The sequence below is a fragment of the Coprococcus sp. RTP21204st1_G4_RTP21204_210225 genome (genome assembly GCF_040915385.1).
Lineage (GTDB): Bacteria > Bacillota > Clostridia > Lachnospirales > Lachnospiraceae > Allocoprococcus > Allocoprococcus comes.
The window spans coordinates 163,720-189,306 of the sequence record NZ_JBCPDP010000005.1; the positions used below are offsets into that span (position 1 = coordinate 163,720).

Below are 25,587 nucleotides of genomic sequence, written 5' to 3' on the forward strand. Positions count from 1 at the left end.
ATTAACGTTCTCCTGAAACGGAAGGTGGAACCATGTATTCAAAGTGAAAACCCTTGTACTCCCGACCGCCCTCGATCGCCCGCTGAAGATCGTACATGTGACATGGACGATCATATGCGCAACATTCATGCTCTCTCTCCAGCAAATCCAGCAAATCGGATAATGTATCGAACGTCTTCCCGGTCTCTCGACAGATTAAAGGCGTTTCCTTCAGCCTTTTCTCGAAATCCACGTCGTATCGCAAAAGCCTCCAAGTCAGACCGTCAAAAACGATTCCCTTCTTGCCTGAATTCAGTAAAGACTTATGGTCGAACCCGTACCACCTCGTTAGCTCAAGAACCGAATAATCGCACCTTCCCCGCTCATAGCAGATCACCGGCTGCATGTCCTTAATGCGCTCGCCGGACTTCAGTTTGATATTTTTATTCCAATCGTCTTTCCAAAACCACCGTTCACCCCTCCAGCGTGTCGCCTCGCTGGTCGGCTCGCCCTTCGCATCACAGATTGCAACGATCTTCTTCCAGTCGACGTAACGTGAGCCGAATTTCAGCGCGTCGTGCACATCTGCGTACTCGCGCATCGTTGTCAACTCGATAACCGGACGAGCGCACAGCCTTTTCTCCTCCATGTAGGCTTCTTTTCTCTCTTCAAAGTTCTCACGATTTGCCCAATGCATATCAAAGGCAGGGCATCCATGCCGTATGGCATCTCCGACCTTCTGAACGATCTCTTTTCGCGTTTCCCCGTATCCATCGGACCATATTGCGGCACAGATTTCGTCATAGCTGTGATAGATGGTGTCCGTCTCAAGACAAATCATCTGCACATTCAAATCTACAAGTCTTCCTACTTTCCCGTCCCAATCCCTCACATACGAAAACCTCTTATTCTGAGGCTTGACCTTGTTTTTCACATGGTCTAGGACTACCGATCTGCTTGTGCCGGCAGCCTTCGCCGCCTCGGTCGTAGTCGGGAACATCTCCCCCGTTTCCAAATTGACGATCCACCCGGCGAGTCCTCGAATCTCTGTCAGATCCATATCCGGCGAATACATCGACTCAAAACAATAGAACTGATTTTTGATTGCGACCCATTTGCCCCGCAGCGCCATATTGCACACATCCGACATCCAGCCCTGGGTGATCCCAAGCTCTTTTTCCGCTGCACTGCAGCTCGGCCATCTCTTACCATCGTCAATCCGGACAACCGATTTTGCCGTTCTGCGAACAGGGGCATCGAATGGAAACTCGGCTTCCTTCAACTCGGCAATCTGCTGGTCGGTCAGCTCGCCCGCGCGATAAAGACGGCGAAGCTCGTACTCCAGAGTCTTTTTCCGTTTGAGCTGGTCCTTTCTCCCGTCAGTCATCTGTTAAAGCCCCTTCCACAGCGCTATCTTTTCATCGATTGTCAGTTTCTCAGATCTTAGCGCCAATCGCCGTTCAAGGTTTTTAGCCAGATTCCTTGCGTCCTTCTCATGATCGATGACCTTGAAAGCGGAAGGCGGAATGAGTTCTTCCGGATCATTTTCTCCAGATAGTCGGGCGTAGCTTTCCGACATCATGCTTACAATCTGCTCAATTCCGATCATCTCGAAATTATCGACCAGATCAATAACCAACGGTTCGAAGTTGCCTGCGGCGGTCAATGCACGCCCAAGCTGCTGATAGAAAATCGTCGGCGACGAGGTACGACGTACCATAATGACGGCATCCACGCCCTTGATGTGAACCCCCTCGTTAAGCTGGTTGACGCAAAGCAAAAGCTTGATTGCGGTCTCATCATCGTCCTCTTTGAACCCATCGTATTCACTCGTTCCGAAGGGATTCGAGCTATGGACAACATAGGTATGAACGTTACCGTTTACTCGGGAAAACCACCGCGGGCACATCTTCTCGATTTCATTCAGCTCGAAGACATTCGGGCAAAAAACAATCACTTTCTCTATTCCCTCAAAGTACTTTTGAAAAACGGCCGGAAGGTTCGCTGCCCTGCCCGCGCAATCTCTCAACTCGTTAAAATCAGCCAGCAACTCCGCCCGCCTACCCGCACTCTCTTCCTTTGCGATGCGCTCGCCGAGATCTTCAATGTAGCCGTTGATGCTGTACCCGGCAGTCACATATGTCGGGACAGGCAGGATGCCTAAAATCCAGCAATCCGTCAACGACATATATGAGGCGATATGCCCATCAAAAAGTTCATCGGACATATCTCGGCCGCTATCGCTGTATCGAATCGAAGTCGCGCTCAATCCGATCAGATTGGCGTCGGGATTGCATTCGATAACTCCTTCAACACCACGAGACCACTGCGGTGCCCCCGTATGATGGAACTCATCGAAAATAACCGTATCTGCATGAATATCAAGATTTCCCTTTTGCGCTCGATGCATGGCGGTCTGATACGTCATGCGCTCGATGTTCTTGAATTCTTGATTCGGCAGCTCGCGCCTGATGGAAGCTTCCTGCTCCTGCTCGATATAGGTCGAGGGCGACATCCAGAGAATTCGCTCATTCGGATGATCGAAGGCATAACGGTACGCTATAAACGCCTTGCCTGTCCCGGTAGGATGAATGATGCAGGCACGCCTGGTCCCAGACAACATATCCAGAAGTTTGCGATACGCCTTTTCATTATGTGGATACAGTTCCAGTCCGCTCGGCATCTCAATCCCCTTTGTACTCATGTAACCATGGTACTAGGATACCATAATGCTATGCAGAAACATAAAAGAAGGTACAATCTGGACAATTAACAGATTGTACCTTCTTGTGAAAGGGGATTTATCGACGTGGAGTCCCTGCGGTATCCATGTGCTCCCCCGCGTGTCCGATCACGATCTTCTCCTCATCCCTGTCGATATAGAAGTGGAGCCGGAAGGCGGCCTTGATGTTCCTTCCCTTGATATGCGGCGAGATATCGATCTCCTTGCCGTTGTACATCCGCTTGCGGAGCTTCATCAAGTTGGACATCGCGCAAGTCGTTCCAGACTCTCCGCGAGCCAGCTCATATCCGGTTCGTTTCTTGAACTCAGAACCCAGCCGATCGTTCACCGTCTCCTTAAAGCATAGATCCCAGAGCGTCGTCGCGACGGCAACCAAGATTTCCCATTCTTCCGTCAAAATGCCGTCAAATTTCTTGGCACTCCTGTAGGCATCGGGAAGAATCACGATTCTGTCCGGATAGAGCACCTTCGCCAAATCAAGCAGCTGTGTAAGGTTTTCAGGCACTACCGTAAGCGCCTTGCGGATGCCGTTTAACGCATTGGCGTTTAGCTGCTCGAGTTCTGCCATCTCGAGCTTACGCTCGACGGCCCTTTTCTCGTTTTCAAGTCGCATCGCATCGCGCGTGAGCATGTCGATTTTTGCAGCCGCTTCCGAGTTCGAAGTCTCCAACTCGCTCGCAATTTCCTCCCAGTCCGCGATGTCCTTTTGAAGACCGCTTATCTCATCGCGAAGCGAATCAACCGTTTCGTTTCCACCGGAATCGCCTTTCACCCGCTGCTTCAGTTTCTTAATCCGTGAACTGAGGCGTTTGGCCTCATCGATTCCATCTAACCATCGGACATCGGCGATACTCAGGATATCCCCAGCCACCCTGTCGCTCGCACGGCAGATCCCCTGACGAAGGACATTTATGAATCGGTTTTCACCGTGGCGCGTATATCGATCGATCAGATACTTGGCATAAGCCATCCCCATTTCATTGTCAGTTGGAACCGTGAGATCGACCGGCTTACAGTAAATCTTCAGGCTTGAGCATTCCATGCCGTAATCATAAGCCGGCGTGTTCTTCAGAAAGACCTCTCGATAAGTGTCCATAAGAGCACGGTCGTGCCAGTCAAGGACATATATATCTGCCATCCCGAAAAGCTGCTTGGTCAGATTTTTCAAGTTCCTGACCGGCAGTTTCGATTCTTCGTCGGTGGTGATTAAGATCAAGGAAAGAGTTCGATCCGGATCGGTCAGATCCGGTATGAACTTGCTCGTCAATGTCTCGGAAGTCAGGTATATCGGCTTATCGTTCAAAAAAGTCGAGCCAACGCGAACGACGTTCGCCTCATCGCTAAAAAGCATCTTCACGATCCGCGGCGTAGATGGTATCGGCGGCGCAGCCTCCCCAATGAACCCCCTGACGATATAGCGGCTCAATTGGATGTTGACGATACAGGAATCAGCATTTCCGATAATACCGATCCTCGTATGCCAACGGCCATAGATCAGCCTGTGATCCTGTTCATCAAGCTCCATCGCCCACACGACACAGCCCGGGACGCCACTGTTCCGCTTTGATGCAAGGGCGGTCTTTCCCTGTTCAAGTTCAGTTGTTCCTTTCCAACCATCAGGTGTCGAATAAGCGCCATCTCGGAAAGAATCGCAGTGCTCTTTCGATAGAACCTTTTTTTTCATTAGCCAGGAGATGACAGTCGAGATCACCGACTCACTGGCATTTTCATTATCGGTTCTGGTAATCGTCAAGCGTGTCGCGTATTGTCTATCCTCGTCTACGATCGCATTTACCAGTTGTAGCTGTTGGGCGGCTATACCTGCATCGAGAACGGCTGAATCCAATCCGGCCGTCTCCAGCACGGCTGGTGCTTTCTTTTCCGTTCCACACGAAACCTCCGCCTTGCCGGGACAGAGGGCGAGCGGCGGTTGCCCTCTCCGCTCCCAATTCCTTCAATTCTTTAAAATGAGATCAACGATACTGTAGGTGGTATCCCCTCCCATTATTCCCGATGCCTGCTGAAGACACTCTAGAAAATAAGCTGCATCTTCTCTACTTCGGAACGCCATGATCGGTTTCGAGCTTTCCGGACCGTTTGCCATAATCGAAAACACGGTCTCGTCTGTCGAGTCGATCTTGTTTTCCGTGTCGTTGCGTTCTTTTCCAGACATAACGGAATTCTCCTTTTTCGCATCTGAACTTACAGAATCAGCCTCATGTCCGCATGAGACTTTTGCAGGGCATTTGGGCGACTCCTCATGAGCTTTTTCCTGCTCCGCGTACCACTCATTGAAACTGGCGACGATCTCAGAGCGTCGCCCGCGAACACTCTTGACCACCTCGTCACTGCCGTCTGCCGGCGCGTAGGTGAAAAGAAACCTACCGTGAGACGTCTGGTGTCTTGTCAAGCATCCATGTTCAAGCACGCATAGAGCCTCAGGTTCCTGTGGGGCAGGAGGTTGCTTTTGCGCCTCCCGTCCGCTCATTTCGCTTTCAGGCAGCCTTTCACTTTGCTTTCGGTTCTTTGCCTTATTGCTCATATGGCGGTTTTCCTTTTCAAGCTTTCGGCGTTGTTCCCGATTCAGCTTCACCTCCGGATCTACTCCCTGTTCCTTGGCAACGGACCGCATGTCGTATCCGGCAGCGGACGCGGCAGCGAAAAACTGCTTGAACGCCACGGGTCGATTGGTTCCGAGCTGCAACGTCTTGAATTGCCCATTTGAATCCTTGATGCTCGCCATATATGAACCCTTTTGTTCAAACAGGCAGGCTTTCTGCCGATCTCCGGTCACAAAGCGCTTTCCATACATAAAGCTCCTTTCCTATAATCGGATAGTACCAATATACCATAGTGTAATATATCGTTAACGAAAAAGGAGCCCGCTCGCCCGAACTCCTTTTTGAATCGATTCTTTCTTCAGGGCCTTACTTGTCGTAGAGGGCCCACTCTTTACGGACATCGCGTTCAGCCTGACGCATAAGGCGTTCGGCGCGGCGCTTTGCTTCGCGCTCGCGACACGCCTTAACTTCGGGAAGCATAAACTCCTGGTAGTACATGAAACATGCAAGGCAGATCTCGGCCGTTCCCAGAAGAAGCAGGATTACGTTCATCTCGAAGAACAGGAAACTACCTACCCTGATCTCACAGACAAGTGTCATGCATCCAAACATGAATACGACAGCGTCGTTCATGATACGAATCTTCTCAATATGCGTATACTTTCTCGGGGCGCGATGCTTACCGTTCATCATGGGTTCCTCCCTCTAGGTGCTTAACATGATGATAGTATAGCATAGTACTCTAGTACTATCGCTGAGAAAGTTCAAAATCATACTTGGAAACTCCTCGCCCCAAACCTTGAACGTCACGATCAAGCGATACGCACGGCGATTTGCCAACAATCCGCTATTCCTGCGGTGCCTGACGGCACCTATGATCCGCTCCCTGCGGTCGCTGATTGATTTCCAAGAAAAAGGGGGCGCATTTCTGCTCTCCCCTTTCATAAGCTAGATCAAATATGTATGTAGTGAAATACATTAACTTCACCCTAGCTAATTAGCTAATCGATCCATCTTCAAGAACAAATCCGATCGGTTTGCGCAAGGAATTGTCTACGATGATATTCGGGTAGTGTCGGATATCGTTGTAGACACTCACAGCAAGATTATCGAGTGCCCACTTGACCAAAACCGGTTCATATCCATTCAGCTCGCAGAAAGCTTCCCGCGCCAACTTGCTTTCAAAAGCAACCGCGCAATAGTGCTTCCCGTCGCCATCTAAATCCTTGACAGCGAAAAAAGTCTTCTGTGCCATGCTGTCTCTTTACTCCAATTTATCAAGCGCCAGACACCAGATACTTTAGCGCCGGGCACTTGGTGCTTAACTACGCGATGATTCGCTTCTCAAGGTTTTTGCGCATCTCGACATTGAACGACTTGAGCGCTTCCTCCTCATCCCCGCCATTCTCAAGATACTCGATCGACAGGTTATCCCTTGCAACAACCATAAGATCGTCGAGAAGGATGGAAATCAGCTCCTCACGACTCACGGAATCTGGGGTGAAGTCATCGAACATGGTTTCCAAAAAAATGCACTTATCGGACATGGAATAACCCTTTCTGTAAACCGCCTAACGTAAGGCTATCGTACCACAATACCGTAGTATGACCAACGAGAATAAAAAATAGTTTAAACAAAAATAGCGACCGTCACCGATCGCCATTCAAAATCTTTATTTTACGGACTCTGCTGCATTTGCAAACAGCTAGGAAATGTCATATTCACCCTGCGCGATGCTTCCTGCGGGAACATGGATGCGTATCTCGCACTTTGAGAACTCTCGTCGATCGCGTGTCCACTCACCTACTATAGGAAACTCGTAGGTTTCACGGATGACCACATATTGATCGACTACTTCGACCCTCGCATCATCGGCTTCCGCATCCTCATACACTACCGCATTATCAACCGGGTAACTCATCCTCCGATAGCCACCGTCATCCTGCTTCACCATCAGGACATACTCATCCTGTTCCGTGAGGTAGCCGAAGGAGAGCGCCGCCTTGCCGTCGAGGTGAGATCCGGTCTTGAGCGAAGCCAGGGAATGGCTCTCAGCGACCTCGGAATCTTCGCTGAGCAATTTGATACTCGTAGGAACAGCTGCATGCCATAAAGCAAAGCCGGCCAATCCTATGATGACAGTCAGGGCGACAGACAGACCGAATCGCCTTGGGAATGAATTGTACTTCACCGCATCGTCACTCAACGCGTAAATCACCCAAGCCAAAATAACTACGAAATATATGGCTTTAATCCAATTGGCCATATCAACCTTCCTTTCCTTTCGCTAAACGCCGCAAACCTCATATCCTGCGGATCGCAGGATATTAACGATTTCTTCGAAAGTCTCCGAATCGGAGCATGAAATCTTTCTTCCAACTGCATCGGCATAACACGTTTTCGTAGCATCGCCGATGCCCTTGCCGTCCTCATGGCTCCTGACTGCCCGCCATTCACTTCGGAGCATCTTCGTGCTTAAACCGGCTTCGATCATTTCATACATCAACTCGTCGCCACGGGAAGGATCGATTTTTGCAATCTTGCGCACGAGGTTAAGATTTAGCTCAGACAGATGTTTTCCATCTTCGAGACTCGGTACACCTGTTTTTCCGCTAGACCACTCATGATAGAAATCGCCGGCACTTTTGCGCTGCCACAACAAGGTCTCCGTTACGCCGCATCGTGCCGCCTCGTCTTTAAGCCAAGCGGAAAATGAACTGTATTCCGGTTTATACAGCTCGTTTTCCGACACGTCCCTCATCAGTAGATAAACCGGCACCCATGACCGACCTCCTTGCCTGAAAAGACTCGCAAGCTCGTCATGAATGGAGGAAGTGCAGGATTCCTCTGATCCGATGGACATCCGTTTCAGGTCCTCACGATATTTCAGCTCGAACCGGATCCAGCTGTCAGATGGAATAGAGGTGACCCGTTCGAGCTGACAGGCAATTTCCCTTCCGATGGCTTCCTTTCCAGTCAGGAGATCTTCAATCTCGGCAACAGTAACGCCCAACTCTACCGCAAACTCCCCAACGGACATTCCGTTGCCATCGATCCACTCCTGTAGATATTCACCGGGCGCGACCGCAAAATTCGTCCCCATCGCCACATCCTTTCTCTTGTTTACGTATAGGTATAGTATACCATAGTACAGTAGTACCGGCTCGCACTATGAAAAAGTATCTGCTTAGAAACGGGACGACCATTACGATCGTCCCGCAACAGAAACCTAATCAAAATGGTGAAAATCATGCTCAATATTCAGCGCATTGAGCAAATTGACTAAAGCGTCATTGTATCCGTTGATATAGCCGGATTCGTACGGACTTAGTCCATCGCTGTCGTTATCGGCATTGGCGTTGATCAGCCGCTCCACGGCTTTCCAAACTGTATTTTCGGTAAACATACCAGTTCCTTTCCCTGTTCTTAACGTGACTAAAGTATACCACAATACCATGGTACTACTGTTCTAAATAAACAATTGGCGCTCCGTCTGTCTGCTAACAGCCCGATGATCAGCTATGAAAGAAACGGAACCGCCTTACCGCTTCCCAGTGGAGACCAGAGGGCATGTCTGCTTCGACAGGCGATGTACTCTATGATCGTCCTTTTTCATTTCCTCCAGCCTCTATTGCTTTCTGCCGCGGTCGCGCGAAGCGTGATCCGTCGGTTGGAGTCTTTTGGAGCAAGTCTGCGAGTTTTCGACAATTTCAATGGCGCGGAGAGTCCCTGGGTGAGGCTCATAGCGCTGTTGGATTTGTCGGAAACTCGCCCCCTGTCCGCGCTAGCGGACTCGACCAAAAATCGGCATCGCCGATACAAAGAAGGGCGGCCGTTATCGGTCGCCCTTTCCTCGACAGGCTAGAAAACCATTCCCCATTCCCCTCCTTCCTCGCCTACCCACGTGAGATAAGACCCTTCCTCGATAACGGGCTTCAAAGCATTGAGAAAAGTTTCCTCGCACCCCGTCTTGTCGTCATACGACAATCCGGAAATGTTTCCGGCATCGTCAAATTCGACCCCGAAACCGACCATTTCGAGAACTTCAACAAGATTGCAGCACAGCTCGTCATAGTTCCAAGGCATCCACGAGAACCAGACGTCTGGATTGCCGGCACACGACTTGGAATCTGCAGGCTTAGGCGTCGAGTCGCCGCCGAACTTCCCGCCGTGCTTGAGGTAGTCGTGCCTGTTGAGGTCGCAGACGATTTCATAGCCGCGTTCGAAATTCTCCTTCTTAATCTTGAAGTTCGAAGCGGTTTCCTCGATGCGAACGTAATAACCCATTTCAGTTCCTTTCTCCCGTTCGCTTAACGTTCCTATAGTATACCATAGTGGACAGGGGTGCATTGCTGAGAAAACCGGTATTCCTGAAAAGATTTCCCTGTTCAGGTCGCTAAAACCGACCTTCCTTTTCCCTGATGTACCTTTGAAGACTTTCGTGTAATTGCGTTTGTCGCCGCGGTCACGCGAAGCGTGAGCCGTCGGCTGTGGTCTTTCGGAGTAAGTCGGCGAGTTTTCGACAATTTCAATGGCGCGGAGAGTCCCTAGGTGAGGCTCGCAGCGCTGTTGGATTTGTCGGAAACTCGCCCCCTGTCCGCGCCAGCGGACTCGCAAAAAAAACTGGGCTCCTATTCGGATCGCCCAGCATAATTACCAACTATATGTAGGCAAAGACGGCAGTACCTCTGCGTCCCGATCGAGAACCACTAAATTGCAATTCTCCTTATCCGCTAACCTGAAAATGTCCTGTAGGCAGCCTGGGATGTCCTTCCCATAGACATCTTCCCAATAGAGAATAATCCACCCATAGCTTTTCGGGCAGACAACTACCTCTCCCTGTTTCTCGAACTTCTCCGGATTAGCGAGAAACAGTCTCCCCATTGCGCTTAGATGCGAGGTCGAAAGATCGAGATACTTGCAAACTCCCATAATATGAAAACCCCCTATGAACATAATCGGGTAGAGGGGCGATCCCCTCTACCCTTATATCAGTTAGGCTACTTCGGCGATTCGGTCTCCCTTACCGTAACCGTATCCATCCTCAGCTCCTGCATCATGGATGGATGTATCTTGCGAGACGATATAGCGCTGCTTCGGCTCCGTCTTAATGTCATGCTGTTCGTTAATGAAACGGGTGACACTTTCGGGAACGACAACCGCAAGCGCGAAAGATTCGTCCGCCGCCACCTGTTCGCCGTAAGCCTGTTTCAAACCCTCGACAAAACCGAGACAATAGCTGTTCTTGCTTCCGCTTTGCTTTCCGATACGCACTCCCGTCTCATGGAAACGGCGCTCCACATATGACGTAAAGCACCTCTCGATTGCATGCCTAGTGGCACGAAAACAGCCTGCCGCGACCACGCTGTCCTCTGCTTCGCCAACGAAAACAACCTGCTTGCTCGTAATCTTTTGACGATTCGTCCAAAAATCACGCTCATGGCGTACATGAAAATAGGACTCGCAACGATAGTTGCTGGCGATGACATGCGCTAACGCCTTCACCCAGATCGCCACGCGCTTACCGACATCTTCGCCCGTCTCATTGATCTCGGGTGCATCATCGGATAATGAAATCTCGTCAAGCGTCATGTCGTTGGCTACAAGAAGACGCTGAAGCGCAAGGGATGCCGCTCGTGCTTCGCCCTCCGTTGTGGCTCCGTCAATCATAGCGAGGATCTTCTTAATCTTGTCGTTCACCGTTGCCATTTCGGGTTCCTTTCTCCCGTTCGCTTAACGTGGTTTAAGTATATCATAGTACCGTAGTACTAAGACCGTAAATAGCAAATTGAACCAAAATAAATAGGCACCCAACCGGATGCCTATTTAAGAACCTTATCATTCAAGCGTGCCAACGAAACGATCATCGGTATTGGAAACGAGATGAATCTCATTGCCCTTTACCGCAACACGAACCATGCGGTGCATGAACCGCTTCCGTGTGCTGTCCCATCTGGTAACGCACACAATAGCCCGATCGCCGCTACCAAAGTCCCCGTCCTCGCAAACGGCGATAGCCACTTCCTCGTCACTGTAGCAATAATCGAGTTCAATATCTTCCTCTCGCCCATCCGCACGATAAATGTGTGCAAACATATTGTCTCCGTTCTATATATCACTGGCCTATATATTGCTATACGGGTTCTTCGCGTCCAATAGCAAATGGTGTTTGCAGCCGATCGCCCTTTATTTCGACTACTCGGCGATACGGTCAACAAGATCCCCGATGCCCTCAATCGCCAAGGGCGTGTCAAGCGTTCCCATCGTTATGTCATAGAAATAGAAATCTGCATACTCGCCACTATCCACCGCGTCAAGAATATGACGCGCAAGAAACAGCCTATCGTTTTCGATCTCACTAATCGCATAGCTCAAGAGGGTTTCACGACTGCAAACGTCATACTCCCCAGCTGCCATTTCCGATGTGATCTCGCTAAGTGGCTTACCTTCATCAATCATAGCGCGGAGTTCTGCTTCTGTCATTTTGGGTTCCTTTCTCCCGTTCGCTTAACGTTCCTACAGTATACCGTAGTACCGTAGTACCGAGATCGTAAATAGCAAATTGCCCAAAATAAATAGGCACCCAACCGGATGCCTATTTAAGAACCTTATCGTTCAATCGTGCCAACAAAAAGTTCGCGTGTATTGGAAACGAGATGAATCTCGCTCCCTGTCCGCACCGTCTGGACGCTCTTTACACAGCAGACTAGAAAACCATTTCCCAGACCTCTCCTTCCTCGCCGACCCACACGAGATAAGACCCTTCCTCGATAACGGGCTTCAATGCATTGAGAAAAGTTTCCTCGCACCCCGACTTGTCGTCATACGACAATCCGGAAATGTTTCCGGCGTCGTCATATTCGACCCCAAAATCGAGCAGTTCGAGAACTTCAACAAGGCTGCCGCAAGACGAATTGAACAACTTGTTAAGGTCGCACATGATTTCATAACCGCGTTCGAAATTCTCCTTCTTAATCTTGAAGTTCGAAGCGGTTTCCGCGATGCGAACGTAATAACCCATTTCAGTTCCTTTCTCCCGTACGCTTAACGTTCCTATAGTATACCATAGTAAGATAGGTGCATCGCCGAAAACTGATCATCCGAAAAGTTTTACTTGCTCTAACTGCAAAAACCGACCCTCTGTCTCCCGGCTGTCTCTTTACAACCTTTCAAGTATTTGCGTTTGCCGCCGCGGTCACGCGAAGCGTGAGCCGTCGGCTGTGGTCTTCCGGAGTAAGTCGGCGAGTTTTCGACAATTTCAATGGCGCGGAGAGTCCCTGGGTGAGGCTCGTAGCGCTGTTGGATTTGTCGGAAACTCGCCCCCTGTCCGCGATAGCGGACTCAATGGAAAATCACCAGAATCGCCAGCACGAATTACCCTTCTACAAAAATACGGTGCTGACGGGACAATTCAATCGTCCTGTCAGTACCGCTTGACTAAAACTCTTAAAAATCATAGACACCCTGATGAAGTGCCTGTTTCACGGAACGCCTAGCGCGGCGCTTTTCTTTACGCTTCTCGGCTGCAATTCGACTGGTATGCCCCGCACCGACAAAATCCGTGCAACCGTAAACCCCAGCGAAGTCCTTGGCGTTGATCGCAGTCTTGCGCTTGATTACGTCCTTCATGATGTAACTCCGTCTCTAGGAAATCGCGTAAACCGAGGAACTTTCATACACAACAGGATCCGTCCTAACAGGAAATAACTGCTGGACGCTCAGGGGGCGGCAATACGTCCATTCGACAAGAATGACCTTACTCGAATGATCGCAACTCTTTCCCGCAACCTCGATCGCGCGTCTCTTCGAACTGAACGCCGCGTGCCTTGCCTTGCCATTACCGAGATATTCATCAACCAGCCAAGTGACATCCATCGTAACCCCCGTATTCGAATTGGTATTATATGATAGTATTATCATACCACAGCGGCATAGTACTGTCGCTGAGAAACCAAAGTTTTGATGCGAAAAGCCCTTGCACGCGATCCGCCGCCTTGAAAAATAAAAACGGCACCTCGCTTTCCGAAATGCCGTCCATCGTTACACTATCAGCCCTTTTTCACGAGCGCAGACAATACCATATGCCTTTCCTTCCCATCAAGCTCCCTCTCGGCAACCTCGCGGAACTCCTCGGTATAATCCGGATCGCCCTTCCCACGCCAGTCCTCCGGAACTTCACTCCACTCGCACTCAATCTCTTCTGACGTGCCATCATCAACATAGCGATAAAACCCGTCCGTACCCTTCAAGACACTCATTACCTCGTCAAGATCAGCTCCCTCTGCCATATCCAGATCAAAAAACCACGTCCGCGTCTCGGAATACATCACGCTTTTTTTCATCCCAGGTTCCTTTCTCTGCGCTTAACGTAAGGTTAGTATACCACAGTACTGTAGTACTACGGATAAGATAAGATTTTTCCACAAAAAAGGGCGACCGTTACCGATCGCCCTTTTCCTATGCAGCATCTAAAATGATTCCCTCCCCGTAATCAATCATCGTACAGACAAACAGTCGATCGGAATCATAGTTATCAGTCAAATTGAAGCATAATCCATCTTCGTCCGGACCGAAGAAAAGCGCATCCTCTACAAGCGCTTCTATATCGGGAAGCTCTGTATCATCTGCCGTGTCCTTCGCGGCATCAAGGATCTCCTTTCTCTTCGCAGCACACTCAGAAATAAACTGCATCGCAGATAAAAAGAACGACTCCGTATATCCGATTACCCTTTCCATGCATCAGCCTTTCACCCGAAACTTACCATAAGATGGAACATCCTGTTAAGCTGCCCTATCCAATGTCTACCTATTCGTCCCTGTGACCATGCTCAAGGCAGAAATCCATCACCTTATCTAAGGTTGCGATCTCCTCCGACCAATCGTCACCGTACTCCTCGTTCTCGGATAGAAACGTAATTGTCGAGCGAATCGCATCAAGGTTGATTTCGGTGACGTCAATCATGTTCGGGTTCCCTTCTCCCATCCGCTTAACGTTCCTACAGTATACCATAGTACCGTAGTACAATTAACGAGAATGAGAAATAGCTTAAACAAAAAGGGCGACCGTTGCCGATCGCCACAAACTACTCTACTGGTATTTAATTCCAAAGCATCAGACAGGCAAAATCAACCATTCCTCTGTATGGCTATCGCTCTCGCAGTAGCAAGTATAGTTATCAAACCAAATTCGACAGCCTTTTTCATTCATTCGAAAATCGCCGTTATCATAATCTCGCTCCAGCGAAAGAAACTCATCAATATCGACTTCAATCTCAAAGACATTTCGAATACCCTTGGCAATTTCTCTTGCGGCATCCTGCCGCATGTCGAACCTGCCCACTTCCATAATTCCCCAGTCTTTCGTGTGGTTGACTAGAATATACATCCCAGGTCCCCTTCTCCCGCTCTCTTAACGTAATACCACCGTACTACGACATTACTGTATCAAAATCGAAAATAAAATAGGGACGTTCCCATCAAACCGTCCCTATACCGATCTTATCTACCACTCGGCGTAATAGGCGGGATGCTGCATGACACCGCCGATGTTCTCACTGCGTCTCACAATCGTGAATCCCCTACCTTCAAGCACGGCCAATGCAGCATGGGCATTTGAGCAGCAATCCGTATAGCACAGCAAGACACCTCGATCACCATCTTTCGCGGCCTGCTTAATCTCCTTCTCAAACCTTGAAATATAAGGGTTCTCAGAACGTGAAGCTATGCGCCTTGCGTCCCTAGCGTTAAACTCGCCATTCCCTGTAGCTTCAATTGCCATTTCGGGTTCCTTTCTCCCGTTCGCTTAACGTTCCTATAGTATACCATAGTATGTCGCTCTTGGAACCGTAAAATCTAATGAAAACGCCCCCGAAGGGACGTATCGAAAAAACTATATGCACCGCCAATCTTATTTTTCCCTTGCGGCAACGGTATAGATTTTTGCATCAAGAATGACCTCTCCGCACTCTTCACATTCAAGGCAAATATCCATCGGATCATCCGTGTCGCCATAGGCAGCGATACACACCTGATGCCCAATATGCGACTTCAGCATATCCCAAAGCATCTGATTGCTTTCCATAATGTTCCTTTCTCTGTGCTTAACATGATGTTATTACAGCATAATACCGTAGTATGTTTATCAGCAGATGAAAATAGGGGAGACCAAACCTAGATCTCCCCTATTTAAAAGATTAGGGTAAGCGACAGCTTTTCTGATATTTCCCGTTGATGCCCAGAACTTCACGGCACAGGCCGACATAATAGCCATATGAATCAGTCGAAACGTAATTGCTCTGATCGACCTCGTCCCATTCGACCGTGTCGTGCAGAAACACCTCTCCCGGGCAGCACCAGCCCCCGTCAACATAGGCGATACGACAGGAAACCGTACCTTCTAGCCAACCGGCCTTATCGGCAAGGTGTGCGTTTTCCACGATATAGCATTTTCCGCTATACACATCGCGCAACTGCACCATAGAGGTATCTGGATTAAGCCACTGCATCTTGAAAGTGCTGAAACGCTGCGTCTCGGCAATCTGTTTCAGCACATCCCTCGATTCCGCGCTGATTTCATCACGCAGTGCCGTTATTCCAACAAGAGTACTCTCCTGATAGGGCATCTCAAACAGAAGCCATTCAGTAAAGTACTGATTAAGCGTAAGTGCCGTACGAAGATCTGGATCTTCATCACCCAAGCACGCTTTCGGAGCAACAGCATCCATCCAAAAATCAATAGCTTCCTCGATAAATTGAAACTTGCGAAGCTGCCAAAAATGGGCGACTTCCCCCATAACGTTCTCTACGCCTGTAGCTTCAATTGCCATTTCGGGTTCCTTTCTCCCGTTCGCTTAACGTTCCTACAGTATACCATAGTACCGTAGTATAATCATTGAGAATGAAAAATAGCTTAAACAAAAAGGGCGATCGGGAACGGTCGCCCTTCAATGTCTTTATATCAATCCGACAACGCCTTATCGCATTTCATAAGAACGCGTTAAAGCGCACAGGCCAGATCGCCTACTCGCTTTTAGCAGTAGCCGATTTAACGAAAAATGGAACTGGAATCGGCTCTTCTGTATCTGCTCGATACCCGTAAGTCACAAACGCGGGGCAGTTACACTCAAGGTAGTTTGCACTCTCCCCCTCAATCATGGCGATAAGGTCGATCACTGCATCGTTTTCGTCAATCCAGAAAATCCTGATGCCGTGAAAATCCTCACTCTCATCGCCCTCGAAAATCCCGATCCGTCCAGCAGGCGTGTCGATAGCATAAACAGGCTTGCACATACCAATTCCTTTCTCTGTGCTTAACGTGCCTACAGTATACCATAGTACTGTAGTACAACTATCGACAATGGTGATTTCTCGGAAAAGACTTTCAGCCCGACCGAGAATCGACCCTCTTCATCTCCCCGAGTTCTCTTTAATACCGTTCCAAGTAGACTGCGGATGGTGCGCGCGGTCACGCGAAGCGTGAGCCGTCGGCTGGGGTCTTCCGGAGTAAGTCAGCGAGTTTTCGACAATTTCAATGGCGCGGAGAGTCCCTGGGTGAGGCTCGTAGCGCTGTTGGATTTGTCGGAAACTCGCCCCCTGTCCGCGCCAGCGGACTCATTAAAAAGTATCGGACTTGCCGATACACATTTTTCAAAGGCTCAATAAAGGGACTCCGTTTTAAGCTACAGGCACATGAACAACCCTAAGAGGGTTGGAGTATGATCCGGCAAGCGAAAAGCTCTGGCGGGTTCCACGACTCTTTCCGTCCCAAAACGCGATGACACCGCGGTTTTCATGGGTGGAAATATATTCGTGCATCGCACGATTCCTGATATACCCCGCACGCCTGCCGTACGTATCCCAGTCAGCAGGGAACTCCATATAGCAATATCCCCGATCCACGGCATACCGTTTCGCCAAGGCGTCTGCACCTCGCGCACCGCCGGAAACAATAACAACGCTTCCCCAATTCCTTAAAAGGAGATCGCATTTCGCTACAAACAATTCGTAATCGGAAAAAGACCTCGAACCAACAATCAAGCAGTAGAACGTCTCCACATCAGACATTTCAGACCACCTTTAAACGGCGTTGACACCATAGGGCCACAATTGCTAAAAAGAGGCACCTCGCATAGAGGTGCCCTGTACCAATCAACGTATCAACCTAACCGATCAGAACGCACTCGGGAACACCATAATAAGCGCGATCCTCTTCGGCAATGACACCGACCACTTTGTCCATCGGATTGTCGCCCCCGGCCTCCTTCGGCACAAAAACACGGGGGACATAGACGCCGTTTCCCTCGGAATCGACAGACAGGCCAACAGGCATCTCGGCAATACCCTTGTCGGCAGACATCAGCTGCTCAAGCCTGATTGCCAATTCCTTAACCGTCATGGGGCGGATCGAACCGTCCGAAAGCTCGATTGTATAACTGGGTGTATCAATTGTCTGGCTCATATTCGGGTTCCTTCCTCCCGCTCGCTTAACGTTCCTACAGTATACCATAGTACCGTAGTATAACTAACGAGAATGAGAGGTATCTTAAACAAAAAAGGACAACCAAAATTGGCTATCCTTTAGAATCACCGTTCTATATTTCATACACAATAGAATCAAGCCACTTAGCCACAGATTCGAATGTCTCTTTCGATTCGTCCCAAGGAACAATTACAAGAAGTTGCGAATCGACACCGCCGTTAGACCAGCTTTGAGTATCTTTCCCGAAAAGTGTATCAAACTGGGGACATTCTTTAGAAATATAATTTGCTTTCTTCTCGACACGTTTTAAAAGCTCACTATATGTAACACCAAGCGATTCGGCAAAATCCCTATCGTAAATAGATTCCAATGCGACACCATAACGCCCTTTGAATTCTACAAGATAACAGCAGACCAGATGGCTATCAGTCCACAACTCATTTAAAGCATGAAGCAATTCATCAGGCAGATCACTCTCACCGATTTCGCCTTTATGCCATAGATCGGCAGTAGCATTTGACCAAAACATAAGGTCATTATCAAAGTCGCTCTCATATTTGTAAAACATGGATTTTCCTTCCATCCGCTTAACTTGACTAAATCATACCATAGTACCGTAGTATAACTAACGAGAATGGCGCTTTCTCTGAAATGATTTCCAGCCCGATCGAGAACTAACCTTCCATAGCTCTCCGAGATATCTTTTACACCGTTCCCAGTGGATTACGGATGGTGGGCGTGAGCCGTCGGCTGTTATCGTTACAACGAAGTAGGCAGGTTTTCGACAATTTCAATGGCGCGGAGAGTCCCTGGGTGAGGCTCGTAGCGCTGTTGGATTTGTCGGAAACCTGCCCTCTGTCCGCGCCAGCGGACTCATTTAAAAAGGCCCTGTTAGACCATAATTGACATATAGGTGATGTCACCGCGGTATAATCTAATCAACAACCACGGTAATCGCAAGCCCAAACTAATGTAATTACATTAGTTTGGGCAGCGGCTTTATTGTTATCTGGTGGCATATAGTCCAGCTGGGAAAAAGTGATTTTTTCCAGCTTCGTCAGGTATGGGCTCACCGGCGAGTACAAAGGTAAGCTCCCTGACCGCATCAATGAGCTGATCGGCGGTCGCAATGCCGCATATGTCGTAGGATTCGAGGCAGTCCCATATCTCGAAGCGCTTATACCACGGCATCGACGCAATTTGATCATCGATGAGCATTGCCGTTTCGTTTGCGATATCGATACCGAAATCCTCGGTGGCGAAGGCCAGGAACGCGGCGCGTGTATCAGACACAAAATCCTCGCTCGTGTAAGTCGCCGTAACGGTAAAGTTGGACTCCACAAGCCCGCTCTCGCGGTCCTTCGTCTCGGTTAGGATACCGAAGTCAAGCACCGGTGCGGTTACAGCGTCGAGGTTGCGGCAATAATAGAACACGACTTCGTGTCGATAGATGCTTTCGGCCAAGCGCACGTATCCGCGAAGCTCCCGCCTCGCGAAGTTCAGGCTAGATCGAAAGTCGCCGCTTTTAAAAGCACCGCTAATCTCGCGTTCGCCCATGAAAACTGTCGCCATGTAACTTTGCATACCCATATCGAGTCCCTTTTATTTATTGCGGGTTACTTACAGATACTAGTATAGCACAATAACATAGTACTACGTATGGGAACTTTCCCGTCCATTTGGTCTTTTTAAAACTGCCTCTCGTAGACTGGCTTGAGCTCGACAGGCGATCCATCGAGACGGGCGAGGCAAAGTCACAGATGGTGACTCGAGCGGTCCACGAATGGATTGTCAGACAGAGCGACAAGTCGGAGAAAAAATAGGCATGAAAAAAGCCCCCTAACCGCCAAGTAAGAAGGGCTTCTTTCATTCGAAAATACGGCTATCAGCCTGATACCGTCTACATTCTAGCACAAATCAAGCTTTCCGCATTCTCCACCACCGTCCAGGGCACTTTGAACTCGGCTATGCACTTGCAGATGCCGCTCGCACTGTACAGTTTCCCGAGTGCCTTATCATAGCCATAGTCCTCCTTCAAGCCCTCAAAAATCTTCCCGGCCTCCACCCTCGCATGGGCGGCATCGGTCGCTGCCACCGCCGTCACGTAATTCTTGCTTCCCATTTTCCCGGGAACGGTGTAATCGACCTCGAATCGATACAGCATCATTCTTATTCCCTTCTCTCGTGGTGCCGTAATACCAATATACCACAGTAGTATGCTAAGTGATCACTCAATCGAAAATGCCTTGTAATACTAGAGAAAAAATTACCCAAATTTTTCGATGATACTAAAGTCGAATCGTGTTATAGTCTTATTGTCGCTTAACGAGGAGGCACCACCTGATTCCTTTCCAGGTGGTGCCTCCGCCTTTTTATAGCCAGATAATCAAATATGTCTTCCGAAGGCTTTGCGCTTTACATAGAGCGTTCGTCATCGTTGTAGGCGGAAAACATCATGTCCATTTCCGCCATCCAGCCGATGCGGACTGCACCTCTCTTGCCGTCTCGACAGATCGAAAGGAGGTGAAAGCTATGGGTAACAGCGACAAGGACTTCGAGAAGTCAAACCAATGCGCGTTTGACGCCTACTGCAAAGTAATCCTCAGAAATGAGGCGAGGGACGCATACGACCAGCGTAAACGCAAACTGAAACGCGAACAGCTCTTCGGAGAGATGTCGCCTGAAGAGCTGAACAAGCTCATCACGACAGACCGGTATTTCCAATTCGAACGGGATATCGTGGAAGACGGTTTGCATTTCATTGTGTGCGATCAGGGCGTATACGATGCGCTCATGACCCTTCCCGGAGCAAAAAGAAAGATCGTCCTTCTATCCTACTTCGGAGAGATGAACGACCGCGAAATCGGCGACGCGCTCGGCACCGGACGCGCCAATGTCCAATACCATCGCTCACGTGCGCTCGCAATGATGCGAAAGACGCTCGAACAGGAAAGTGAGGAATACTGATGAGCAAGCGAAAAAACAAACTCGTTCCATTCGAAACCATCGTCCTCGCAACGCAGGGCGACCCACAGGCATTAGAACAGGTTATACGACATTACAGACCATACATACTTTCACTCTGCCGCCGGGAATACATTGCGGAAAACGGCAACGTCTCCATCGTATGCGACAACGAACTGAAACTGCGACTGGAAGCGAAGCTGATGGCAAAAATCCTGCTGTTCGATATCAGAGAGAGGACATACAAAACGTAACACGTAAACCAAAATCGAAACACGACTCTTAAAACTTAAAGATAGAAGGGGAGACCGCGAACCGGTCTCCCCTTGGTTACGTTGTACAACCTGATCCCGCTGTGGTATAATACTACCATACAATAATACAGTCACGGAGGCAATCCAATGGAGAAAAATACCAAAACGCTTGCTTTGGGAGACGATCCTAAAATTTCTGAAATGCCAAAAAGCGAGGATGAGCAACGTAGGCAAAATGAAGACTATGCCAGAAATCTCGGACTTGATGTGATCGACCCGATAGGGGACTGAATCGCGGAATAGCCGACTGGACATGGTAAGGGCTGATAGCGGATAACCGCTATCAGCCCTTTCGTCTACCTATCTTGCCTGGAGGCGGGCAATCAACGCTTCCTGCAAGACTTTGGAAAAATCGATTCCGCGTTCCTCGCATGATGCATTCAGCCACCCAGGAATCGTCAATGTCTTCTTTACCGACTTCTCCCCATATTTCCGCTCGAATGCCTTGAGATCGATGTCAACCATATTGACGATCGCCCCCTCTTCCTCCGCAATGACATCCTCAATGGAGGAAGCCACCGGAAGAACATTGCCTTCCTTCAATTCATTGAAGAGATACTGTCCACATGCCTCCTGGGCCATCGTAAACGCATCTGCAAAATCATTTCCGTAAGTCGCCAAATCATTCAGATCTGGAAAAATAACCGAATAGCGACCGTCCGCTTCTTTATAGAACACCGCCGGATAGATATAGCACATACCGTTTCCTCCTTAATCAAAAACTACTTCAGCCCCGCCTGCCTCAGCACGGAAATCGCGACCCTCAACGGAATGTCGCCGCCATGCCTCGGTATCGTGACCTTCCCTTTCTTCAACGGATGCCGGTACTGGTAGTGCGATCCTTTCACATCACACCGAATCCAGCCATCCGCGACAATCAGCCTTTCAAGCTCCCGAAACCTCATCTTCCGTTTACCCTTTCTCTAATTATAGCACGTGTAATACGTGGTGTAAATACCATACTACTACGGTATGAAACTACTACCGATAACACCGATCTTTTGCAAGGCAGGACGCTTTTTGCGCGTCCTGCCTGCTGGTTTGTGATATATCATTTTCTGTGCATTCCGACTACGGGTTACTGGTATCTCGGTAGCATAGTACCGTAATGCTATTCAGATTTAAGAGTCTTCACGAACTTCGCCACAATACTCTGGCTGGATTCCGCCATGTCATCGAGGAGTTTTGACGCCTCCACCTTGTCGAGCCTGCCGACCTCGATCACCGTGTCGGCCGCCCTAGAATATGCGTCGAGCGCGGATTCGATTGCGAACTTGGCTCTCGCAATAGCTCCGGTCAGCTCCCTGTTCTCGATCGCCTCAGTCACTTGGCGTTTGGCGGCATCGATCTGTTTCCGTGCGACGTCTGCAACGGCTTTCGCCGCCCTCTCCTTTTCCTCAAGTTCAGCACGTTCCTTTGCAAACTTAGCGTTCATCTCCTCTTCGGCTTTTCGTCGGGCCTCGGCAACCTGTCGATCTCTCTGTCCATTCAGTTCGTCGATCTGTTTAAGCAGTTCCGACTGCTTTTCGGCAGCGGCATCGAGTTTCTTCCGCTCCTCTTCAAGGGCAATACCGATTGCCTCTTTCTGCCGCTTCTGGTTGGATTTCTCGGCCTCTGCCGCCCGTTTCTCCAATACCTCGATTTGAGCAGCAACCTTGGCTTTCTCGGCAGTCAATTTCGCCATTTGAGTATCCTTTTGTTTCAGCTCGTCAGCGAACTTGGCTTCCGCCTCGGCTGCGTTCCTGTTTGCAAGCTCTTTAACGGCTGTGACCTTTTCCTTCTCCTGTCTCACCTCCTCCTGGAGCTTACGAAGCGCCATCTCTCCAGCTTTACGTTCCTCTGCAAATCTCGCACGCTCGTCTTCCGGAAGGTCAATCAAAGCCAAAGCCTGCGTGTAGCTCAAATTCGCAAGCGCTTGCGATTTCTCTGCCAGCCCGTTCCGACCGTACTCTTGATAGATCTTCATGAAGTTGTTCGCCGTCCTCTGGCTGTAATCGACCCTTTCCTTAAGCCACGTTCCCCACGTGCCGCGCTTCACCATAGCTTTCGCCTCGGTCAGACGCCGGCCGATCTCGATTGAGTTGAACAGGACGACCTGTTTCGTCTGTTCCGTAATCATCCGGATCTCTGAAACCAGCCTATCCTCCCTTGCAGCATCCTCGTCGGAGACATACTGGACTGTCTCCTCACTCTCCGTTTCAGTCATCATCGGAACGACATTTCCCCTTGCGATCACCTGGGCCTCGACCTCTACGCTTTTCTTCGCTCTTCCCATCTTGTTTTCCTCCTATTTTTAAATGATTTAGGCTGAACAGCTTGTCTGTTCTGCTGTGCCTATACCGGGCATGAATGCAACGTAGTGGAGCGAGGGCGCGAATCAAGGGCGAAGTCTTTCTGCCAGTTTTTACGGAGCATGCGGAGGAAAAAGTTGCAGAAAGATGTGCAGACACCCTTGATGGTCAAGCGCAGGAGCGGCATAGAATGCCAATGCCTCGGATAGGTCCAGTTCCCGATCCCAGAGGGAACTTTCCTTTTTCCAAAAAGGCCGGCGCCGATTGAGCCCGACATCTTTTAGGAGTACTAGCGTACGGTAGTATCAAAATGAAGATTTGCACTTTTAGACAACGACGCGTAAATGTATGAGAAAAGAAAAAAGGAGATCAAACAATGAAGAATGGAACAACCGTCATCTGCACAAATATCTTCAAGGGGAAAACGGAGGAAGAAATCAAGAAGAGGTTCAACATTTGTATAGCGAAAATCATCCAAAGAGAATCGCTTGCTTATTCAGAAATAGGACAGATAACCCAAATCGACAATACTGTAAAACGATAGTATGATAATACTGAACTGCAAACAGACGACATTCCATCGTCCCAAAGGAGGATGGACAAATGCAAATTGAAACACCACAGGCCGTCGCAATCTACTGTCGTCTATCGAAGGAAGATCTCGACGAAAACAAAATAGATAATCTCAGTAGAAGTATCCAAAACCAAAAATCGATGCTTACCGATTTTGCCGAAATCAACGGATGGCAAATTTTCGATATTTACTGCGACGATAATCTTTCCGGAGTTGCACGGGACCGTCCCGAATTCAATAGATTGATACGAGATGCCTCGCTTAGAAAGTTCAATATCATTCTTTGTAAAAACCAATCGCGCTTTACCAGAGACATGCAGCTCGTGGAAAAATACATCCACGGTCTCTTCCCAATTTGGGGTATCCGGTTCGTCGGCATGGTCGACGGAGCGGATACATCGGTTAAAGGCAACAAAAAAGCCAGGCAGATCAACGGACTTGTAAATCAGTGGTACCTAGAGAACCTATCAGACAACATAAAGGCTACTTTAAAACTTAAAAGAATCAGGGGAAAATACACTGGCTCTGTCCTACCTTACGGATATCGTCCGGATCCAGACGATATCAACTGTTTTATCATTGATCCAGTTGCGGCTTCAGTCGTAAGGCGAATTTGGGAAATGCACGCCGGAGGCATCGGGGCGCCTACTATAGCTCGAACACTAAATGAAGAGGGGATACCGAACCCAACGTCTTATGCCAAATTAACGGGCTACTCATGGCATAATCGTCCCTCAAGCTCACTTTGGTCTGCAGGTTGCATATATTCGATCCTACATAATGAAACATACCTGGGCACATTGTGCCAAGGACGACAACTCACACCTGAAGGCCAATTTCACAGCAAGAAAAATATTCCAAAAGACCAATGGGTTCGCACAGTGGGCCACCATCCGGCAATCATTGACGATGAGTTATTGCGTAGAGAACTTAAAGCAAGGAAGGAAGCCGGAGCTCACAATCTTCACGAGCAAAAAAAGAACTTTCCCCCAGGCATTTTCGGTAAGGAAGTCCGTTGTGCAAGCTGTGGAAAAATTCTTACAAAAGGAAAAACTTTACGTAAAACGGGATACGAACGTACCCTTTTCTGCCCGACCAGAAAAAAAAGCCCTTCGCACTGCAAAGGTGCATTCATATCCGAGAAGCATCTTGAAAGCGCAATTCTCCATGAGTTGAAGAATCTTGCCGATAGGTACTCCGATGATCGCGTCCAAATAGGCATATGTCAGGACGCCCAGGCCGTCGATCTTATTCAGGAGAAAAACAGGCTGAAAACCGCTGTCGAGCTCATTGAGAAGGAAATCACGGCCTACGAGCAGAGAAGCCGCGATCTATATCTCAAACGCGCTACAGATGGTATGTCTATTGACGATTTTAATTCTGCATTAAGCAGAATCAGAAACGACGTAGACAAGCTCAGATTGAAATCGAAACGTGCTTCGAGCGAATTACTCCATCTGAATGAATCAATAGCAGCTGAATCCATAAGAATGGAAACAGTTCTTAAAGCCGCCGACTTTAACCGCCTAGATAAGACTAAGGTTTCGATGCTTATCGAATCAGTCTATGTACATAAACGCGATCCAAAATCAGGAACGCAAGCGATCGACATAACTTGGAAATTTTAGTCCACGGTTCCAAACTAAATATGACAATACCACATAGTAGTACTATAATACTTA

Annotated in this window: 39 protein-coding genes; 5 read left to right on the top strand and 34 right to left on the bottom strand. The window is 49.0% G+C overall.

The features are described 5' to 3' along the window. Window position 1: 1 nt before the first annotated feature. From AB5213_RS06600 to AB5213_RS06750, 31 genes are all read right to left on the bottom strand, one after another. On the bottom strand, window positions 2-1,366 hold the full coding sequence (locus AB5213_RS06600) for a hypothetical protein (protein ID WP_368276522.1): 1,365 nt from the start codon (window positions 1,364-1,366) through the stop codon (window positions 2-4). Between the two features lie 3 nt (window positions 1,367-1,369). Beyond that, window positions 1,370-2,662: a DEAD/DEAH box helicase gene (locus AB5213_RS06605; protein WP_368276523.1), complete on the bottom strand. Its 1,293-nt coding sequence runs from the start codon at window positions 2,660-2,662 to the stop codon at window positions 1,370-1,372. Between the two features lie 118 nt (window positions 2,663-2,780). Continuing rightward, window positions 2,781-4,568, bottom strand: a complete 1,788-nt coding sequence (locus AB5213_RS06610) for a hypothetical protein (protein WP_368276524.1) — start codon at window positions 4,566-4,568, stop codon at window positions 2,781-2,783. A gap of 108 nt (window positions 4,569-4,676) precedes the next feature. After that, the gene (locus tag AB5213_RS06615; protein WP_173700105.1) at window positions 4,677-5,534 is read right to left on the bottom strand and encodes a hypothetical protein; all 858 of its coding nucleotides are present in this window, start codon (window positions 5,532-5,534) and stop codon (window positions 4,677-4,679) included. 115 nt (window positions 5,535-5,649) lie between these two features. Continuing rightward, window positions 5,650-5,976: a hypothetical protein gene (locus tag AB5213_RS06620; RefSeq protein WP_368276525.1), complete on the bottom strand. Its 327-nt coding sequence runs from the start codon at window positions 5,974-5,976 to the stop codon at window positions 5,650-5,652. A 304-nt stretch (window positions 5,977-6,280) separates the two neighbouring features. Then, window positions 6,281-6,538, bottom strand: coding sequence for a hypothetical protein (locus tag AB5213_RS06625; protein WP_118199877.1), 258 nt, complete (start codon window positions 6,536-6,538; stop codon window positions 6,281-6,283). Window positions 6,539-6,608: 70 nt separating this feature from the next. Continuing rightward, window positions 6,609-6,830, bottom strand: a complete 222-nt coding sequence (locus AB5213_RS06630; RefSeq protein ID WP_118199878.1) for a hypothetical protein — start codon at window positions 6,828-6,830, stop codon at window positions 6,609-6,611. 159 nt (window positions 6,831-6,989) lie between these two features. Further along, the gene (locus AB5213_RS06635; protein ID WP_368276526.1) at window positions 6,990-7,550 is read right to left on the bottom strand and encodes a hypothetical protein; all 561 of its coding nucleotides are present in this window, start codon (window positions 7,548-7,550) and stop codon (window positions 6,990-6,992) included. A gap of 21 nt (window positions 7,551-7,571) precedes the next feature. After that, on the bottom strand, window positions 7,572-8,324 hold the full coding sequence (locus AB5213_RS06640) for a transcriptional regulator (protein WP_368276528.1): 753 nt from the start codon (window positions 8,322-8,324) through the stop codon (window positions 7,572-7,574). Between the two features lie 189 nt (window positions 8,325-8,513). Then, window positions 8,514-8,690 (bottom strand): hypothetical protein, encoded by a 177-nt coding sequence (locus AB5213_RS06645; protein WP_368276529.1) that lies wholly within the window; start codon window positions 8,688-8,690, stop codon window positions 8,514-8,516. 455 nt (window positions 8,691-9,145) lie between these two features. Continuing rightward, window positions 9,146-9,571 (bottom strand): hypothetical protein, encoded by a 426-nt coding sequence (locus AB5213_RS06650; RefSeq protein ID WP_368276530.1) that lies wholly within the window; start codon window positions 9,569-9,571, stop codon window positions 9,146-9,148. Between the two features lie 366 nt (window positions 9,572-9,937). Beyond that, window positions 9,938-10,216: a hypothetical protein gene (locus tag AB5213_RS06655; RefSeq protein ID WP_227120014.1), complete on the bottom strand. Its 279-nt coding sequence runs from the start codon at window positions 10,214-10,216 to the stop codon at window positions 9,938-9,940. Window positions 10,217-10,279: 63 nt separating this feature from the next. After that, on the bottom strand, window positions 10,280-10,993 hold the full coding sequence (locus AB5213_RS06660) for a DUF2786 domain-containing protein (RefSeq protein WP_368276531.1): 714 nt from the start codon (window positions 10,991-10,993) through the stop codon (window positions 10,280-10,282). Window positions 10,994-11,122: 129 nt separating this feature from the next. Then, complete coding sequence (locus AB5213_RS06665) at window positions 11,123-11,380, bottom strand: hypothetical protein (RefSeq protein WP_368276532.1); 258 nt, start codon at window positions 11,378-11,380, stop codon at window positions 11,123-11,125. 99 nt (window positions 11,381-11,479) lie between these two features. Further along, entirely contained in the window at window positions 11,480-11,767 is a 288-nt protein-coding gene (locus tag AB5213_RS06670; protein WP_368276534.1) for a hypothetical protein, read from the bottom strand. Window positions 11,768-11,990: 223 nt separating this feature from the next. Further along, complete coding sequence (locus AB5213_RS06675; RefSeq protein ID WP_227120021.1) at window positions 11,991-12,305, bottom strand: hypothetical protein; 315 nt, start codon at window positions 12,303-12,305, stop codon at window positions 11,991-11,993. A 425-nt stretch (window positions 12,306-12,730) separates the two neighbouring features. Next, a complete protein-coding gene (locus tag AB5213_RS06680; protein WP_368276535.1) occupies window positions 12,731-12,913 on the bottom strand; it encodes a hypothetical protein in 183 nt (60 codons plus the stop codon). A 271-nt stretch (window positions 12,914-13,184) separates the two neighbouring features. After that, window positions 13,185-13,322, bottom strand: coding sequence for a hypothetical protein (locus AB5213_RS06685; RefSeq protein WP_368276536.1), 138 nt, complete (start codon window positions 13,320-13,322; stop codon window positions 13,185-13,187). A gap of 10 nt (window positions 13,323-13,332) precedes the next feature. Then, on the bottom strand, window positions 13,333-13,626 hold the full coding sequence (locus AB5213_RS06690) for a hypothetical protein (RefSeq protein ID WP_215634427.1): 294 nt from the start codon (window positions 13,624-13,626) through the stop codon (window positions 13,333-13,335). 115 nt (window positions 13,627-13,741) lie between these two features. Continuing rightward, a complete protein-coding gene (locus AB5213_RS06695) occupies window positions 13,742-14,020 on the bottom strand; it encodes a hypothetical protein (RefSeq protein WP_368276537.1) in 279 nt (92 codons plus the stop codon). Window positions 14,021-14,090: 70 nt separating this feature from the next. Then, window positions 14,091-14,267 (bottom strand): hypothetical protein, encoded by a 177-nt coding sequence (locus AB5213_RS06700; RefSeq protein WP_368276538.1) that lies wholly within the window; start codon window positions 14,265-14,267, stop codon window positions 14,091-14,093. Between the two features lie 129 nt (window positions 14,268-14,396). Beyond that, window positions 14,397-14,669: a hypothetical protein gene (locus AB5213_RS06705; protein ID WP_215634430.1), complete on the bottom strand. Its 273-nt coding sequence runs from the start codon at window positions 14,667-14,669 to the stop codon at window positions 14,397-14,399. Window positions 14,670-14,786: 117 nt separating this feature from the next. Next, window positions 14,787-15,062, bottom strand: coding sequence for a hypothetical protein (locus tag AB5213_RS06710; protein ID WP_368276539.1), 276 nt, complete (start codon window positions 15,060-15,062; stop codon window positions 14,787-14,789). Between the two features lie 129 nt (window positions 15,063-15,191). Next, complete coding sequence (locus AB5213_RS06715; RefSeq protein WP_368276540.1) at window positions 15,192-15,365, bottom strand: hypothetical protein; 174 nt, start codon at window positions 15,363-15,365, stop codon at window positions 15,192-15,194. A 112-nt stretch (window positions 15,366-15,477) separates the two neighbouring features. Then, window positions 15,478-16,110 carry a hypothetical protein gene (locus AB5213_RS06720; RefSeq protein ID WP_368276541.1) on the bottom strand — a complete coding sequence of 211 codons (633 nt, stop codon included), beginning with the start codon at window positions 16,108-16,110 and terminating at the stop codon, window positions 15,478-15,480. A gap of 193 nt (window positions 16,111-16,303) precedes the next feature. Continuing rightward, on the bottom strand, window positions 16,304-16,573 hold the full coding sequence (locus AB5213_RS06725) for a hypothetical protein (RefSeq protein WP_368276542.1): 270 nt from the start codon (window positions 16,571-16,573) through the stop codon (window positions 16,304-16,306). A gap of 384 nt (window positions 16,574-16,957) precedes the next feature. After that, a complete protein-coding gene (locus AB5213_RS06730; protein ID WP_008370769.1) occupies window positions 16,958-17,347 on the bottom strand; it encodes a DUF2493 domain-containing protein in 390 nt (129 codons plus the stop codon). A 97-nt stretch (window positions 17,348-17,444) separates the two neighbouring features. Continuing rightward, complete coding sequence (locus AB5213_RS06735) at window positions 17,445-17,741, bottom strand: hypothetical protein (protein ID WP_368276543.1); 297 nt, start codon at window positions 17,739-17,741, stop codon at window positions 17,445-17,447. Between the two features lie 133 nt (window positions 17,742-17,874). Further along, window positions 17,875-18,345, bottom strand: a complete 471-nt coding sequence (locus AB5213_RS06740; protein WP_368276544.1) for a hypothetical protein — start codon at window positions 18,343-18,345, stop codon at window positions 17,875-17,877. Window positions 18,346-18,767: 422 nt separating this feature from the next. Further along, complete coding sequence (locus AB5213_RS06745) at window positions 18,768-19,352, bottom strand: hypothetical protein (RefSeq protein ID WP_368276545.1); 585 nt, start codon at window positions 19,350-19,352, stop codon at window positions 18,768-18,770. A 310-nt stretch (window positions 19,353-19,662) separates the two neighbouring features. Then, complete coding sequence (locus AB5213_RS06750) at window positions 19,663-19,929, bottom strand: hypothetical protein (RefSeq protein ID WP_368276546.1); 267 nt, start codon at window positions 19,927-19,929, stop codon at window positions 19,663-19,665. 365 nt (window positions 19,930-20,294) lie between these two features. Here AB5213_RS06750 and AB5213_RS06755 point away from each other — a divergent pair, with 365 nt between their 5' ends. From AB5213_RS06755 to AB5213_RS06765, 3 genes are all read left to right on the top strand, one after another. Further along, entirely contained in the window at window positions 20,295-20,729 is a 435-nt protein-coding gene (locus AB5213_RS06755; RefSeq protein ID WP_215634439.1) for an RNA polymerase sigma factor, read from the top strand. Continuing rightward, complete coding sequence (locus tag AB5213_RS06760) at window positions 20,729-20,980, top strand: helix-turn-helix domain-containing protein (RefSeq protein WP_118218865.1); 252 nt, start codon at window positions 20,729-20,731, stop codon at window positions 20,978-20,980. Before AB5213_RS06755 ends, AB5213_RS06760 begins: the two co-directional genes overlap by 1 nt. 147 nt (window positions 20,981-21,127) lie before the next feature. Then, the gene (locus tag AB5213_RS06765) at window positions 21,128-21,271 is read left to right on the top strand and encodes a hypothetical protein (RefSeq protein ID WP_195488583.1); all 144 of its coding nucleotides are present in this window, start codon (window positions 21,128-21,130) and stop codon (window positions 21,269-21,271) included. Window positions 21,272-21,340: 69 nt separating this feature from the next. Here the strand turns inward: AB5213_RS06765 and AB5213_RS06770 are convergent, their stop codons facing one another. The 3 genes from AB5213_RS06770 to AB5213_RS06780 form a co-directional block, all read right to left on the bottom strand. After that, window positions 21,341-21,739 carry a type II toxin-antitoxin system HicB family antitoxin gene (locus tag AB5213_RS06770; protein WP_368276547.1) on the bottom strand — a complete coding sequence of 133 codons (399 nt, stop codon included), beginning with the start codon at window positions 21,737-21,739 and terminating at the stop codon, window positions 21,341-21,343. A 23-nt stretch (window positions 21,740-21,762) separates the two neighbouring features. Then, on the bottom strand, window positions 21,763-21,945 hold the full coding sequence (locus tag AB5213_RS06775; protein WP_008370780.1) for a type II toxin-antitoxin system HicA family toxin: 183 nt from the start codon (window positions 21,943-21,945) through the stop codon (window positions 21,763-21,765). 206 nt (window positions 21,946-22,151) lie between these two features. Next, a complete protein-coding gene (locus AB5213_RS06780) occupies window positions 22,152-23,315 on the bottom strand; it encodes a DUF3102 domain-containing protein (protein WP_256170780.1) in 1,164 nt (387 codons plus the stop codon). Between the two features lie 392 nt (window positions 23,316-23,707). Here AB5213_RS06780 and AB5213_RS06785 point away from each other — a divergent pair, with 392 nt between their 5' ends. After that, window positions 23,708-23,875 carry a hypothetical protein gene (locus AB5213_RS06785; protein WP_256170781.1) on the top strand — a complete coding sequence of 56 codons (168 nt, stop codon included), beginning with the start codon at window positions 23,708-23,710 and terminating at the stop codon, window positions 23,873-23,875. Between the two features lie 59 nt (window positions 23,876-23,934). Further along, the gene (locus AB5213_RS06790) at window positions 23,935-25,533 is read left to right on the top strand and encodes a recombinase family protein (protein WP_368276548.1); all 1,599 of its coding nucleotides are present in this window, start codon (window positions 23,935-23,937) and stop codon (window positions 25,531-25,533) included. The last annotated feature ends 54 nt before the right edge of the window (window positions 25,534-25,587 follow it).